Below are 13,391 nucleotides of genomic sequence, written 5' to 3' on the forward strand. Positions count from 1 at the left end.
GCCGGTCCGCCGCTGCGGCACTTTCAGCGGCTTCGCCGCTCCTCCAACCGGAAGAGCCGGATCTCCCGCTCCACCCTCGCCTGGTACGTCGCGTACGGCGGCCAGAACTTCAGCACCGCCTGCCACACCGCCTCCCGCTCGACGCCCTCCAGCAACCGCGCCCCGACCTCGATGTCCCGGCCACGCCAGCTGATACGGGCGTCCGGGTGCTTCATGAGGTTGGCCGTCCAGGCGGGATGCCCGGGCCGGCCGAAGTTGCTGCCGATCACAATCCAGCTGCGGCACTCCCGGCAACCGCCACCACAGCCACCGCCACCGCTACCAGCGCCACCACCCCCACCGCCGCTCGACTCCGGCATGCACGCCAGGGGCGTCGTGCGGGGCAGGCCGCTCCTGGCCCCCTTCGCCGTGAGGATCACACCCGGCAGCATCTGGGCGCTCAGCATCACCTTGCCAACCCTGCCCGTCCCCACAGCAACTGCCGGTGCACCCCCCGCTGTTAGGGCAGGATGACCACCGCATGGGGGCGGTCTTCCCTCGCCGATGCCGAGCTGGATCACCCAGTCCGGAGGCGGCGCGGGGCCGGCGGGCAGCGAGCGCCTGGTCTGGTCGAGCTGCTGGAGCTGGACACGCCCCAGGAAAGCCGATCAGGACCCGGGCACGTGGATCCGTCCACCGGCGAAGTCCACTGCCAGTACGCCGCAGAATGCACCGCAACCAAGCTCCGCTGGAACCTGGCCGTCGATCCACAGGAACAGGCGGAGCTGCTCATTCTTGCTGAGAAGTGCCCAACCACCGAAGTCCACTGCGAACCCGCCCTGTAGGCGAACGGCGGTGCCCCTGCTGGCTGACTCCAGACCGAAATCCAGTAGGGGGCGGGGCACCAGAACACCTGACATCAGCCTCACGCGACCGACTCACTCCAGCCCGGGTCCGCAGGGCAGTTCGGAACTTCCACGCAACTATGCTCTGCCCCCCACAGCATCGAACGCCACAGCCCGGGCCCGGACTCCCACCTGAGACAGCCGAAGTCGCTGTGGTCCATGCTCAGAGGGACCTGTGGTGTTGGCTTTCTGTCATGCCCGTTGCCATGTGATAGCGGCCAAAGCCAACCTCCTTGAGGAACGGTCCCTCGAGAACCCAGGGGCGGTGGGATCTCGAGGCGTGGGCCATGCGAAGCTTTTCACGTGAGTCTTAGCCGTACACCCCAAGTTGCCCTGCTGACCACGCTGGTCACCGCAGGAGTGCTTTCCCTTGCCTCCTGCGGTGACGGAGAAGGCGCGAAGTCCGAGGGCGGCGATCGGATGAGGTCCGTCGCAGGCGATCTCTCCCCTGTTCCCAAGCGTGAGCGGCAGCTCCCTAACGAACTCAAGGGCGAGACTCTCGACGGCAAGCAACTTGATATCGCCGACTTTAAAGGGAAAGTCGTGGTGATAAACGTCTGGGGCTCGTGGTGTCCCCCCTGCCGCGCCGAGGCTCCGAGTTTCGCAAAAGTCGCCAAGGACACCAAGGCCAAGGGAGCCGTATTCGTCGGGATTAACACCCGCGACCACAGCAGAGAACCAGCCATCGCGTTTGAGAAAGACTACGGCGTAGAATACGACAGCCTGTATGACCCGATTGGAAAACTAGTCTTGAACGGATTTCCTAAGGGTAGCCTCAACCCGCAAGCCATCCCCTCGACGATAGCCCTTGACCGGGACGGGAGGATTGCGGCCCGCGCGCTACGGCCGCTCAGTGGCGGCGATCTGCGCAAGATGATCGACCCGCTGATTACGGAGAAGTGACGCGGTGGAAGTCCTTGCCTCAGTCTTCGGGCAGAACGAAACGGTGATTAGCGGAGCACTCTCCCTCGCCTTGCCCATCTCCGTTCTCGCTGGCCTTGTGTCCTTCTTCTCGCCGTGCGTTCTACCTCTCGTTCCGGGTTATCTTTCATACGTAACCGGGATAGCTGGCACCGACCTGGCACACGCTCGCCGCGGTCGGATGATGGTCGGCGCCTCCCTCTTTGTAGTTGGTTTCACCGCCGTTTTCGTCTCCGGGGGAGCGCTATTCGGGTATTTTGGCTCCACGCTTCAAGGACACCAGGAAATCCTGACCAGGGTCCTCGGTGTGCTGATGGTCCTGCTGGGCGTGTTCTTCATGGGGTTCATGCCGTGGCTGACGCAGCGTGAGATTCGCATTCACAAGCGACCTGTGTCAGGCCTCATGGGGGCTCCAATACTCGGTGCTCTGTTCGGTATTGGCTGGACACCTTGCCTCGGCCCCACGCTCTCCTCGGTGACGTTCCTGGCAGCGAACGAGGCCAGCGCCGGCCGCGGGGCGCTGCTGACAGGGGCGTACTGTCTAGGACTCGGAGTGCCCTTCGTCTTGACGGCGATGGCGTTCCGTAAGGCGCTCGGGGCGTTCGCTTGGATTAAGCAGCGATACGAGTGGGTGATGCGGATCGGAGGGGGCATGATGATCCTGACTGGTCTGCTGTTGCTCACCGGGGTCTGGGGCAGCATGGTCCAGTACATGCAGGTCTGGTCGCAGGGCTTCGCCGTAGGAATCTGACCGTGGACCAACTCGTGCGAATGTAGCGGTCTGCGGGTGGGCGAGCCTGAGCTGGGCACAGACAGCAATTACCAGCCTTGTCCGCCGACCGGGCTTTGGACGACGGTTGCAACGGAGCAGCATGCGCCGATGCTTGGCCGCATCCGATCTACGCAGACGGGCTGGCGCTGCGGCCCAAAACTTTGAACAGGCCTCCTCCGGGGCGGGACACCGGCACAAGGAAGGCCGTCAGGGCGGCCTTATCAGGCGGCTCGTTATGCGTACCGCGGTGGCGCTGCATTCGCCGGACCCTGGGCAGTATCAGACTGCCATATCGTCAACACTCCGCCAGAGCCCTCCATCTCAGTCTCTAAGCGCTGCTGCGAACCAGACGGACACTTCCCTCTCGTGGCACCGCCCCTTGCGAAGAGAACAGATCAATCGAACTGACCTGATGTTGTCCGAAAATGACTCGCACTCGCATTCGAGTTCAGCTATGATCTTGAACGACCAGCAAGTGACAAACCAGGGGGAAAAATGAGCATCTCCATGCGCAAGCGTGCCGCAACTGTGCTTACGACTGCTGCCATTGTGGTGGGGGGCACTATGACGGTAGGTGCAGGCACTGCCGCCGCAGCTAGCGCTCCGCCGAATGCCAAGTTCTACTACAATAACCTGGGTGGCGGAATGTACAGCATAATCGGGTACAGCGGTAACAAGGTTGTCGGCTCAGGATACTGGCACGCCAATGGTGACCGTCTCGAGGCGGTAGACCCCAGCCCGGACGGCTACGGCTTCGCTGCCTATCTGGGCACCAGCCCTGTGCGCGAAGCGAGCACTTACGGGCACAATGCCCCGCACACAGTCAGTAAGTCCGGAAACCTGCCCGAGGGCAAGAAGTACCGCTTTTGGGTCTGCATGGGTGGTAGCGGTGGACAGGTGTGCTCCGACACGATGACTGTTGCGGCGTAGCGACAGGAACACTACCTGCGAAATCGTGTGCTGAACCTAATCCACTCAGGCGGATCGTAGACTGAAACGGCCAATCGTTTGCGGTTGGCGTGGGAAAAGCACCGGTGTCACGCATATCAGGCCCCCACCACCTGCACTCTCGCAGCGGTCGGGGCCTGACGCGTGCTCAGGTACTGGCGAGGCCCGTGTGCCATGTGCCCCGCTACCCGCCTGCACCACTCCGAGAGGGCGTTTCACGAGCCTTTGAGTGATTCTGTCGTCTGATGGTGTGGGTGCGGGCGGAATCCGCTGGTCGGCAGCCGGTGGTCTGTTGGGGTGGCGGGGTGAGTGAACGCAAGCCGTACCCGAGCGACTTATCGGACGAGCAGTGGTCGTTGATCGAGCCGGTGATCACGGCGTGGAAGGACCGGCATCGCTCGGTGAGCGGCCACCAGGGCGCCTACCCGATGCGGGAGATCGTGAACGCGATCCTCTACCAGAGCCGGACCGGCTGCCAGCCGAGGTCCCGGTCGGGATTGCACACCGGACACGGGGTAATGCGGTCGGCGAGCGCCCGCAGCGCCTGCACCCGGTCGATCGCGTGAACGCAGCAGCTACGGGGGCGCGCGCATGGGGACGCCCTGCTGTACGGTCAGGTCCTGATGCCGGGTGATCAAGCTTGGTCACCTGACAGGAGACCTCATGATCTAGCGTCACCACCAGGGCGGCTGGGTTGTGTCGCCTTCTGTTCGGCCTCGTCAGCGTGGTTCCGGCGCAAAGAACGACCGGCCCGGCTCCGCCTTGCGGGGCGGGCCGGGCCGGGCCGGGCCGAACGTATCAGCGCGGGCTTGCGGGTGGCAGGCTCGCAGCAAGCACGCCGGAGCCTATGACGTCTTCGGGCCTACTTCAGACCCCACTCCTGCTTGATGCGCTTGCTGTTGCTCTCGTTGTACTTGGTGATGGTCAGCTTCCTGCCGCTGCTACTGGTCTCGGCGGTGAGGGCCTTTCCCGACCACTTATTGATGATCTTGCTGCCCTGCAGCGCCCACCGCTGCTTCGTAGACGAAGAGCTGCAGCCGTATTGCTTGACCTGTGTGCCCGACGCCTTGGAAGTCACGCCCATGCACTTGGCGGACTTCTTGTTCTTGATCGTGTAGAGACCCCTGCTGTCGCCCTTCAGTGTCCAGCGCTGCTCCGCGCCGCTACCACACCGCCGAATTACCAGAACGGCACCACTGTTCTTCTTGCCATCGTTGGAGATGCACACGTCCTTGCCGGGAGGAGTCCCCCACACCTTGGCCAGGCGGACGTTGGTGTAGCTTCCGGTAGTCCCTGTCTCCGCGGCTACGGCCGGAGTTACTCCGCCACCGAGGATCGCGGTGGCCGATGCGGCCAGAACGAGCGTACGGGCTGTCTTCTTCACGAGAGGTTCCCTTCTGTGGTGCGTATGTCCCGGACGCGGATCGCTGTTGTCGCGACGGCGATCGGTGCCCTATTGGTTGGTTTGCTGGTGGCGCGGCATATAAGTGCGCCTGGATACGGCATCGCGTCAGCCCCGCGAGCAGAGCGGCCTGAGTGCGAGCAGGCCGCTACCCGCTACCCCGACCGCCTCGCCGGGCAGAAGCTGAGCTTCGCCGGACGCCCTGGAGTCGCGGTGTGGGGCGACAACGCGGTCGTGCTGCGATGCGGACTCACGCCGCCTGCCCCGACCGTCGATCCGTGCGCTACCGTCAACGGCGTGGACTGGGTCTTCCGCGAAGGCCGTTCCGAAGATGGCAAGAAAGTGATCATCACGTACGGCCGCACGCCGGCTGTGGAAGCCGTGGTCTCCGACGAGGTCACCGCCATCGACACTGTCCTGGTCGACCTGTCCAAGCTGGTTGAGCCGATCAAGAAGTACACGAAATGCCTGAACGCTGATGACGTGTGACCTCCACCTCTTGCGCGGGCACCAAGCCCGCACTGTTGATGTTCGAACTTAGGTGCGAGGGTGCCGTGCCCGCGACGGCCTAAAGGGCAGTGGCCCACCAATCGATCGCGAAGGGCTGGAGCGACGCCTCCCGCAAGTGGTCCTGAACTTGCGTCTCATGTCGGAGCATCGGCGTTTCCGCAAGCGAGAAAAGGCACCCGGCAACGGCGCGCGCAAGAGAAGACCGGCAAGGTCGTCGTATGACCAGGAGATTGCGCGCCTGAAAGCGCCTCAGGGATGTCTGTCGACGGGCTCTCAGACCGGGCGCTGGGATGTGGCTGGCTCTCGGTCCCGGCCCCACCCCGCGGAGCAGTTCAAGCAGTCACCGAGCTGACGAAGGGTCGAGCATCTCCTCCGCAGATGACCGTTCGCCATCCATGCGACAGGTGGCGGATCAGCGGTTAGCGAGCTTGGCCTTCCAGGTGCGGGCGTCGGCGGTGATCTCCTGGACCTTGTCCACGCCCTTGCCGAAGGACTTCACTCGGGGGACGGCCTTCCAGACCGTGGAGGCGGTGGCCACGCCGGTGTGGCCGGTGCGGCGGACCTTGCTTTTGTGGAGGGCGATGGCGGCGTTGACGTTCTTGATCTCGCTGTTGGCGTTCGGAGTGCCGGTGACCTTGCCCTTGAAGACCTGGTAGCGCAGGCTGAGCGTCTCGCTGGTGACCGGGATTCCGAAGATCGTCTCGGTCACGGTGAAGGAGATCTGCTTGGTGCTCTTGCCCTTGAGGGTCTTGGCGGTGACCTCGGTGACGAACTTGACGTCAGCGTTGTAGGGGTCGACGACCCTGAGCTTGCGGTCGAGGTTGCCCTTGGCCTGGTCGATGAGGGCCTTGCAGATGTCCCGGTTCTGGAGGTACTTGACGAACTTGGCCTGCTTGCCGGCCGGGAGCTTGGTGAACGCGTTGAGGGTCTTCTTGGCTTCGGACGTCTTCTGCTGCTTGAGGTAGGTGGTGTAGCTCTTGACGGTGAGCCGGGCGGCCGGCTTCGCCTCGGCCTGAGCGACGGTCTGGGTGTCGTGGGGGCGGTGGGCGTTGGCTTCCATGGCGGACGCGGTCGGGGCAAGGACCGCGAGAGCGGCGGTGCCGGCGACGGCGGAGGCTGCGAGGCGGCGCGTGAGTATGCGGCTGTGCATGGTGTCTCCCGGTGGTTGCGGTGTTCGCGACTGCGCAGAACGACACTACGAGCACGCCGGGTTGGCCGAAATTGTCTCTTGGGGCACTGCCCTTGAGGGACCCCGCGATTTCGGCGTGCCCCTGTCAGTGGTGCGGGATAGGTTGGGTCGTGATCGCCGCCGCACCCAGGGCACGGGGCTCTGCTGGGAACAGCGGCATCAGGAAGGACCAGCATGTCCAAACGGTCCGATGCGGCAGATGTGGCTTGCGCCTACCGGCGAACCGGAATCACTCCGGCGAGTGGGATCGGGAGGCTCAAGGAGCTGACGGGCCGGGAGAAGGAAGTCCTTCTCCTGCTGGGTACGGGGTTGGGCAATCGGCAGCTGGCGCGTGAGCTTGGCATAGCGGAGCGGACAGTGAAGGCGCATATCGCTCGCATAGTGGAGAAACTCGGGCAGGAGACTCGGCTGCAGGTTGCAGTGCTGTCCGTGCTCGCCCACGGCGCGCTCTGCGTCGATTCATCCTGCCCATGCCGGCACTCCGCGCTGCCGCCTGGCATCCGGAATGCGTTTGCCGCGTAAGTTCGGGTCGCGCCCGTCTCCTGACCCGGGGCCGGGCGCGGCCTCCCGGAAGGTGCCCTGTGTGGACACTGCCTGTCGGGTGCACCTCGCTCTCAGGTTTCCCAGCGGGCGCGCCCTCAGATGCGCATGTGCACCTGAGGCATCCTGGCAACAGCCTTCACAGTGGAATAGTTGAGAATTGCACGTGGGAAGCGTGCACGGCCCTGGCGGCAGCGGTCACCCTGGGGATGTCCGGTGAGGCCTTCGCGTGGCAGAGCACGTGGAAGACCACGGGTAAGACCCAGATCACCAAGGCGCACAGCGTCAAGAAGGGCAAGCACTTCCTGCACTTCGGGATCTATGGCAACGGCCGGACCGCTTTCACGGCGAAGGCCTACAAGCGCGTCAAGGGCAAGGATCCGCTGATCCAGACGATCAAGGGGAAGGACAACGGCGCGTCCTGGATGGCCGACTGGAAGAAGTATGGGAAGGGCGACTACTACGTCGTCTTCAACTACAAGCTGAAGAACAAGAAGGCCTTTGGCAGAATCCAGTAAGCATCTCAGGTGCCCGTCGTGCCGTGTGCTCGGCGGGCGCCGCCGGTGGAGGGCCCGGTTGACGGTGAGGGCAGGTATCCGACTCCGGCCCGCCGCAGAAGCGCTGGGATACTAGACGATCATGAAGATGATTTTTCGCGGCGCCCTGTGGGCGGCTGTGACCGCCCTTGCTCTGGCCGGGCGCCCTCCCCCGATACCCTTCCAACAGAACAGCCGCTGAAGGAACAGCCGCTGTTCAACCGCATCCCCGCCGCCGAACAGCCTGAGGCTCCCGACTTCTCCGCCAAGTCTTTGGACGGGGAGCTCACCCGCTTGTCTGATTACCGGGGGCAAGATTGTCATCGTGAACGCATGGGCTTCCTGGTGTGGCCCCTGCCGCCTCGAATCTCCCGCTCTGGACCGCACCCAGCGGAAAATTCAAGGATCAGGGAGTGCAGGTACTGGGTGTGGCGTTTCAGCGCGATTACAAGTTGTCCTATCCGAGCCTGCACGACCCGGCCGGCAAGCAGTTCCTCAAACTGCCCCGCGGTGTCGTGAACGCCCAGGTGCTCCCCTTCAGCCTGTTCGTCGACCGCTCCGGGAAGATCGCAGGGATGATCCGCAGCGCAGTGTCCGAGGAAGACCTGCGGAGCATCGTTGACCTGATCTTGAAGGAGGACAAGCGGACCTCGTCGGCTAAGTATCGGCTGCCTGAAGCAGTCCTTCTGCAGGTGCGGCTGTCAGGCGCGTGCAGGCCTCGGGGAAGCTTCATGGCTCGATTCATGATCTTGAGTGAGGTCCCGAACGGCTGTCTCGAACCGGTTCGGCGACGGCCTGGGGCGCAGCGGCGTTGCCGTTGGCAGTGGTGCTGTATTCGGTAATGGCAGCCACTCCGGTCGACTGGGCCTCGAGGCGTCCGCCGGCGACGGAAACGCCCGGGAAGATAGCAGCAGCATGCCTATGCGTGACCTTGATCTCATAGGTGCCCCTACGTGAGGTGCCAGATCCGGGAGCTCGCCGGAAAAGTGCCATGATGGGGCATGCAGGATTCTCAGACCTGCGTGTCGATGACGCCGACACCCAACAGCGAGGAACCAGACATGGCCACCGGATCCGCAGACAGCCCCGCCACCCTCTACGGGCCTGTCTCACTCGTCCTTGGAACCGTTGCTCTGATCGCCGCAGTGTTCGCGGGGTTTATCGGGATCGCGATCCCGTTTCTGTTCGGCAGCCTCGCCGTCACCTTCGCGTTCCTCGGCCTAGCACGCAGGCTGAACCGAGGCCTGTGCGCCATCGGTCTCACGACCGGATCTCTGAGCGTGCTGTACCCGATCTTTCTCGCCGCTGCCCTGGGCGCCTGACGAGGCTCAGCGCCTTCGGGACACTCCGCTGGGCCTCGGCGGGCCCTTCGTTCTCGCTTCCGTGGCCAGCCGACAGCCGGTCTGATCCCTCCTGAGCCGGTCTCTTCGCCTTGCCTGTTTGCCTGGCGGATTCCCCTTCAGCCGATATGCGCACGCTCCGGGTCTCCGTTCGTGAGGCTCTGGGGAGCCACTAGAGGCGCCTCCGTACTCGGCATTCCCTTCCTCGGAGCCCCTGTGTCCCAGCAGGGCCCGCCAAAGCGGGGGCAGACCCTCGCATAAACCAGAAAATGTCATGGGCACGTAAATAAGGTGTCCCTTTGGGCACTGCCCACCAGGGCACTGCCCCAGGAGACACTTACGCCACAATCCCCCTCCTTCTTAGGGTCGTTGATACATCTCCTGCCAGAAGTGAAGACAGGTGCGAGCGCCCGCTTGAGGGCCCTGATGGATCAAGCGTCGCTCGCCGGTCCTTGCCCTCCACAGGCCAGCGCTCTGCAGATGAATCAGCGGCGCCTGGTGCAGCCATGGCCAGTTTCCAGTCCGGCCCAGCAGACCAACAGGCAACTCCGGCAAAAACCGTTGCGGCCCGAATCTCCGCGTCTTGCGACCTTCACCAGACGAAGAGAGCTCCGGCCGGGAGCGGTCGTCACCGGTCTGCGCCGGGGGTGGCGCTGCCTGCAGAGGCCTGGCAGGGAGAAGGGGGACTCCCGCTCCCTCAGATCAGCAGTGGCATCGAAGAGGATGAAAGGGAAGATCTATGCAGCTTTCTCGTTCCGCCAAGGTGGCAGCGCTGTCGTTGGCCCCGCTCACACTTATTGCGACCGGGTTCCACGCGTCTGCCGCCCCCGACCAGGACCCGCAGCCAAGCCCCTCGGCGTTCTCCATATCCGCCCTGTCCTCCAGCAACCTGAAGGACGTGTCAGGCGTCGGCGCGAATAGCGCTGAGGGCAAGACGCTGGCAGCACAGGGGTTCAGCGTCATGCGGGCGGCTTCGGGAGAGACGGCTGTTGTCGACCGTTCCTCGGCCCGCGAAGGGATCACCGCTGCTGCCGGCAAGTCGTTCGTGGACCTGTCGTGGAAGGGGTACGCAAAGGACGCCCGCTACGTGGTCATCCGCGGAGGCAAGGAGGTCGCGCGCCTCGACGCGGGGGTCACATCCTTCCGCGACACAAACGTGTCACCGGGCGCCGACTACCACTACCAGGTCGCACCGGTGCTGCCGGAGGGCGGAAACCCGCAGGCGCGGCTGTGGGGAATAAAGGTGTCCGTCCCCGCCTCCGGATCACTGACGGCACTGCGCGATGAAGCGGTTTCCCGTGCATCCGCCGCAGGCGTTGCCAAGACATCCACCCTGTCCTGGATCACCTTCATCCCGCAGAAGAAGGTCAACGCTCCCGTCGGGGGCTGTGACTACGGCAAGAACTTCCAGTTCGGCGGCGACGGACGTTCCAAGTTCGACTGGAAGTCGAGCAAGTACCGCACTGCGCTGCACGCGACGGTCACATGGAAGTCCAAGAAGGTGGCGGGCAATAAGGACATCAACCCCACCAACGTCTACGTGAAGAAGACCGGCAGGAAGGTCGCTACCAAGACTGCCACCACCAAGCACATGTCGGCCAAGAAGCTGGGTTCCGGCGGCAACTACGTAGACGTGCGGATGTCCCTGCACGCCACGAACCCCTTCTGCAAGGGCCTGGGCAGCGTCAAGGGAGCCATCAACGGGGCTTTCACCATCAACCTGACCAAGAGCGGGAACTACACGATCCGCTCCGGCAAGCACCGCCTGATGCCCAACCACCACATCTACATCTACGACGGCGGCAAGGTCACCAACGTGTACACCCGCAAGTACGCCAGCGCCTCGTGCCTGGTCGGTTCAATAACCTGCCCCGAGGCCGACCTGACCGGCACCTACGGCAAGTTCTGACCTGACCTTATCGACAGGTTCCCTCTAAGGGTGGGTGCCAGGCGTCATGTACGCCTGGCACCCACCCCTGTCGCATAGGGCCCGGAGCGAGGCGAGCTCGACGGCCAGGTCCTCAGCCAGCATGCCGCACCGCAGAAATGTGCCGGCCGGGCCAGCGAGCGGTGATCTTTCCTGGCTCCCGATTACTGTCACCGCAAGGATCGAGTAACCGGCGGTGCCCCAGTCCCAGTTTGGTCAAGTGCCGCGTGACTGTGCGGCCGTTGACCGTGTAACCCAGCTCGTGAGTGATCCGCTGCGCGGACCACTTCTCCTGCCCCCGCTAGGACTCGATCTTCTCGATCACCCACGCCGGTGTCGCATGTGGGCTGTGGTGGGGGCGAGGGGCGGTCGAGCAGGCCGAGGTCACCATGACGCCGCCATCGGTTGACCCACTTCGAGGCGCACGCCCGTGAGATTCCCATCTCGGCGGCGACGTGCGCGATCGGGCGGGTGCGGCAGCGTTCGATGAGTCGAAGCCGGCCCTCGACCGTAAGAGGTGCATCACGGTGCGACATACCTAGACCCCTCCGCCTCCGGCGACAGCGGATCGCGGGGTGAGCTGGTCCGGGTCCGCTGTCGTACCGTGTCGGCGCGTAGTTCGGCGCATGCCGAGCGCAGGTTCATCGAGGGATCGGGGTGCGCCGGTCGCGGTGACGGACAGTCCCCAGAGCTGTGCGGCCGCGCCGGGGTCGATGGCGTACTCGCGGACGCCGCCGTCATCCATGGGCGCGTCGGGGGCAGAGACGCGTGCGACGTCGCAGTGTTCGAGGTAGAGCCCGCCGCGGTCGTCGAGGAGTGGAGACGTGGCTGTCCACAGGCCGGTGGCGGCGCCTTGGAGTCGTATGGGTCAGATCCTGACCTTTTCCCGGTCCCGTGGGCCGACGACCGGAGACTGTCGTCCGTCCAGTGCCAGGCCGTGCGTCGGCCTAGACCGCCGATGGGATCCAAGGTGCGAGGGTATGGACGAGGGGCTGGAACGGGACGCCTTCGCCCGCCTTCGCCGGGGTGACAGTCACGTCGAGTAGGTACCCTCAGGCGCGCTCGAATCAGGAAACGGGGTCACTCCGGGTCGAGTTCGATGTGGACGTCGGACATCGCGTCGCTGCCATCGCTCTCGTCCTCGTCGCTCTCCCAGTCGGTCTCCGGGGCACCGGGACGGCGCACCCGCAACGCGCGATAGGAGTAGCCGTCCTGGTCGGCTTCCTCCCAGGTGAAGAGCACGGCCTCGCCAGGTTCCAGGGACGCGAACGCGCCCGGATCCGTGGTGTGGACGGCCGAGAAGTGCGCCCAGACCTCGCCTGGTACTTCAGGTGAGGCCAATACGCCCCAGCCGGACTCTTCGTCCCACGATCGGACGGTGCCGTGAACCGGATGGCTGCTGATCGCTCCCCCTGCAGACAGAATTTGGTGAAATTTCCGATGCGCATTGTCGGCACACATCGGCAAGATCGTCAAGGTGCCAGGTCCCATCTCCGCTGACGTTGAACTCAGACCTCCCTTAAAGACACTACCGCCACATCCACTCCCTTTGATGAGCTGTGCATGCCCAGGCACCGCCTGTGCTCACTCAATTGCTCACTCAATTCCGAAACGGGGAAGCCGTGCAGAAAGAACTGACGCAGCGGGGGACCGGCGCACCAACCATGACCGTACGCCTGAACAGGATCGGCCGCATGGCCGTCGTGTCAGGAACGGCCGTGGCCCTGGCCCTCGGCGTGGCCGGTGCCGCGGAGGCCGCACCGACGGGGGCGACGGCGCAGGAGACGACCGTCTTCACGCCGAAGAAGCAGAGCTACAAGACGCCCAAGGCGAAGCAGAAGGCCGGAATCCTCAACGCCCAGGTCAAGCTGACGGGCAAGTACCCCAAGTACTACCCGATGGCCTGGTCGTTCAAAATCACCAACAAGAAGCTGAAGGCCATCGCCACCAGCAAGATGAATTGCAAGGCCATTGGCCTCAATGGCAAGTACCACGACACCCACGCCGCCATCCCGGTCGGCTACGAGTGGCACTCCAAGGTGGGCAGCAAGGCGCACCCGCACAAGAAGAAGAAGACCTACAACCTCTCCGGCACCTGCGTGTTCAAGGTCCAAGTCGCTGGTAAGCCCGGCAAGGCCACGGTGGGCTTCTCCTTCAAGTACGCCATCAACCCCGACAAGAAGAAGGCCGCGTCGCAGAGCACCGGACCGGTCACCACTACCGAGATCGTTTTCGACCGCTGACCCAGCCGACCGAGGATTCGAGGACGGCGCCGCTCCCTACGGGATGGTGTTGGCGGATTCGGGGCTTTGCTCACTTCGTCCCGTCGGAGTCTTCCGGCGGGACGAAGCGCTGCCAGGTGGCGTTGCGTCCCGCCCGCCCGGCGGGGCGGCGTACCGTAGCCACTGGAGTTGTAGGAGGC

15 protein-coding genes and 3 pseudogenes are annotated in these 13,391 nt (G+C 64.3%); 11 read left to right on the forward strand and 7 right to left on the reverse strand.

Going from position 1 to position 13,391, the window contains the following annotated elements; translation table 11 throughout:
• Positions 1 to 23: 23 nt before the first annotated feature.
• Complete coding sequence (locus tag J7E91_RS07575; protein ID WP_214900435.1) at positions 24 to 446, reverse strand: nitroreductase family deazaflavin-dependent oxidoreductase; 423 nt, start codon at positions 444 to 446, stop codon at positions 24 to 26.
• Between the two features lie 741 nt (positions 447 to 1,187).
• Between J7E91_RS07575 and J7E91_RS07580 the strand changes: the two genes are divergently transcribed.
• The 4 genes and pseudogenes from J7E91_RS07580 to J7E91_RS36685 form a co-directional block, all read left to right on the forward strand.
• On the forward strand, positions 1,188 to 1,787 hold the full coding sequence (locus tag J7E91_RS07580) for a TlpA disulfide reductase family protein (protein WP_308376162.1): 600 nt from the start codon (positions 1,188 to 1,190) through the stop codon (positions 1,785 to 1,787).
• Between the two features lie 4 nt (positions 1,788 to 1,791).
• The gene (locus J7E91_RS07585) at positions 1,792 to 2,556 is read left to right on the forward strand and encodes a cytochrome c biogenesis CcdA family protein (RefSeq protein WP_214900149.1); all 765 of its coding nucleotides are present in this window, start codon (positions 1,792 to 1,794) and stop codon (positions 2,554 to 2,556) included.
• A gap of 516 nt (positions 2,557 to 3,072) precedes the next feature.
• Entirely contained in the window at positions 3,073 to 3,507 is a 435-nt protein-coding gene (locus J7E91_RS07590) for a hypothetical protein (RefSeq protein WP_214900150.1), read from the forward strand.
• Between the two features lie 323 nt (positions 3,508 to 3,830).
• A pseudogene (locus J7E91_RS36685) lies at positions 3,831 to 4,004 on the forward strand (transposase); the annotation flags it as partial.
• On the opposite strand, the gene J7E91_RS37240 reads toward J7E91_RS36685, so the two are convergent.
• A complete protein-coding gene (locus J7E91_RS37240; RefSeq protein ID WP_374224650.1) occupies positions 3,980 to 4,075 on the reverse strand; it encodes a DUF6233 domain-containing protein in 96 nt (31 codons plus the stop codon). The pseudogene J7E91_RS36685 and the gene J7E91_RS37240 overlap by 25 nt on opposite strands.
• 312 nt (positions 4,076 to 4,387) lie before the next feature.
• On the reverse strand, positions 4,388 to 4,909 hold the full coding sequence (locus J7E91_RS35755; protein ID WP_214900151.1) for an RICIN domain-containing protein: 522 nt from the start codon (positions 4,907 to 4,909) through the stop codon (positions 4,388 to 4,390).
• 24 nt (positions 4,910 to 4,933) lie between these two features.
• On the opposite strand from J7E91_RS35755, the gene J7E91_RS07605 reads away from it, so the two are divergent.
• On the forward strand, positions 4,934 to 5,416 hold the full coding sequence (locus J7E91_RS07605; protein ID WP_251015342.1) for a DUF3515 family protein: 483 nt from the start codon (positions 4,934 to 4,936) through the stop codon (positions 5,414 to 5,416).
• Between the two features lie 433 nt (positions 5,417 to 5,849).
• Here the strand turns inward: J7E91_RS07605 and J7E91_RS07610 are convergent, their stop codons facing one another.
• A complete protein-coding gene (locus J7E91_RS07610) occupies positions 5,850 to 6,587 on the reverse strand; it encodes a hypothetical protein (protein ID WP_214900153.1) in 738 nt (245 codons plus the stop codon).
• Positions 6,588 to 6,800: 213 nt separating this feature from the next.
• On the opposite strand from J7E91_RS07610, the gene J7E91_RS07615 reads away from it, so the two are divergent.
• The 5 genes from J7E91_RS07615 to J7E91_RS07635 all read left to right on the forward strand — a co-directional run bounded on the left by J7E91_RS07615 (position 6,801) and on the right by J7E91_RS07635 (position 10,951).
• On the forward strand, positions 6,801 to 7,148 hold the full coding sequence (locus J7E91_RS07615; RefSeq protein ID WP_214900155.1) for a helix-turn-helix transcriptional regulator: 348 nt from the start codon (positions 6,801 to 6,803) through the stop codon (positions 7,146 to 7,148).
• Between the two features lie 227 nt (positions 7,149 to 7,375).
• Positions 7,376 to 7,684, forward strand: a complete 309-nt coding sequence (locus tag J7E91_RS07620; protein WP_214900156.1) for a hypothetical protein — start codon at positions 7,376 to 7,378, stop codon at positions 7,682 to 7,684.
• A gap of 431 nt (positions 7,685 to 8,115) precedes the next feature.
• Positions 8,116 to 8,544 carry a hypothetical protein gene (locus J7E91_RS07625; RefSeq protein ID WP_214900157.1) on the forward strand — a complete coding sequence of 143 codons (429 nt, stop codon included), beginning with the start codon at positions 8,116 to 8,118 and terminating at the stop codon, positions 8,542 to 8,544.
• Between the two features lie 159 nt (positions 8,545 to 8,703).
• Complete coding sequence (locus tag J7E91_RS07630; protein ID WP_251015306.1) at positions 8,704 to 9,024, forward strand: hypothetical protein; 321 nt, start codon at positions 8,704 to 8,706, stop codon at positions 9,022 to 9,024.
• A gap of 757 nt (positions 9,025 to 9,781) precedes the next feature.
• On the forward strand, positions 9,782 to 10,951 hold the full coding sequence (locus J7E91_RS07635; RefSeq protein WP_214900158.1) for a hypothetical protein: 1,170 nt from the start codon (positions 9,782 to 9,784) through the stop codon (positions 10,949 to 10,951).
• A gap of 136 nt (positions 10,952 to 11,087) precedes the next feature.
• On the opposite strand, the pseudogene J7E91_RS37245 reads toward J7E91_RS07635, so the two are convergent.
• The 3 genes and pseudogenes from J7E91_RS37245 to J7E91_RS36965 form a co-directional block, all read right to left on the reverse strand.
• Positions 11,088 to 11,505 (reverse strand): annotated as a pseudogene (locus J7E91_RS37245) (helix-turn-helix domain-containing protein); the annotation flags it as partial.
• A 122-nt stretch (positions 11,506 to 11,627) separates the two neighbouring features.
• Positions 11,628 to 11,825, reverse strand: a pseudogene (locus J7E91_RS35765) (oxidoreductase); the annotation flags it as partial.
• A 224-nt stretch (positions 11,826 to 12,049) separates the two neighbouring features.
• Positions 12,050 to 12,310: a hypothetical protein gene (locus tag J7E91_RS36965; RefSeq protein WP_308376163.1), complete on the reverse strand. Its 261-nt coding sequence runs from the start codon at positions 12,308 to 12,310 to the stop codon at positions 12,050 to 12,052.
• A gap of 353 nt (positions 12,311 to 12,663) precedes the next feature.
• Here J7E91_RS36965 and J7E91_RS07650 point away from each other — a divergent pair, with 353 nt between their 5' ends.
• Positions 12,664 to 13,212 carry a hypothetical protein gene (locus J7E91_RS07650; RefSeq protein ID WP_214900163.1) on the forward strand — a complete coding sequence of 183 codons (549 nt, stop codon included), beginning with the start codon at positions 12,664 to 12,666 and terminating at the stop codon, positions 13,210 to 13,212.
• Positions 13,213 to 13,391: the final 179 nt, after the last annotated feature.

This window comes from Streptomyces sp. ISL-99, assembly GCF_018614005.1.
Lineage (GTDB): Bacteria > Actinomycetota > Actinomycetes > Streptomycetales > Streptomycetaceae > Streptomyces > Streptomyces flavidovirens.

Excerpts from the sequence above, each read along its gene's own strand:
- J7E91_RS07630 (WP_251015306.1), top strand. The coding sequence starts at position 8,704 with ATGCAGGATTCTCAGACCTGCGTGTCGATGACGCCGACACCCAACAGC.
- J7E91_RS07605 (WP_251015342.1), top strand. The coding sequence starts at position 4,934 with ATGTCCCGGACGCGGATCGCTGTTGTCGCGACGGCGATCGGTGCCCTA.
- J7E91_RS07620 (WP_214900156.1), top strand. The coding sequence starts at position 7,376 with ATGTCCGGTGAGGCCTTCGCGTGGCAGAGCACGTGGAAGACCACGGGT.
- J7E91_RS07650 (WP_214900163.1), top strand. The coding sequence starts at position 12,664 with ATGGCCGTCGTGTCAGGAACGGCCGTGGCCCTGGCCCTCGGCGTGGCC.
- J7E91_RS07590 (WP_214900150.1), top strand. The coding sequence starts at position 3,073 with ATGAGCATCTCCATGCGCAAGCGTGCCGCAACTGTGCTTACGACTGCT.
- J7E91_RS07635 (WP_214900158.1), top strand. The coding sequence starts at position 9,782 with ATGCAGCTTTCTCGTTCCGCCAAGGTGGCAGCGCTGTCGTTGGCCCCG.
- J7E91_RS07610 (WP_214900153.1), bottom strand. The coding sequence starts at position 6,587 with ATGCACAGCCGCATACTCACGCGCCGCCTCGCAGCCTCCGCCGTCGCC.
- J7E91_RS07575 (WP_214900435.1), bottom strand. The coding sequence starts at position 446 with ATGCTGAGCGCCCAGATGCTGCCGGGTGTGATCCTCACGGCGAAGGGG.
- J7E91_RS07615 (WP_214900155.1), top strand. The coding sequence starts at position 6,801 with ATGTCCAAACGGTCCGATGCGGCAGATGTGGCTTGCGCCTACCGGCGA.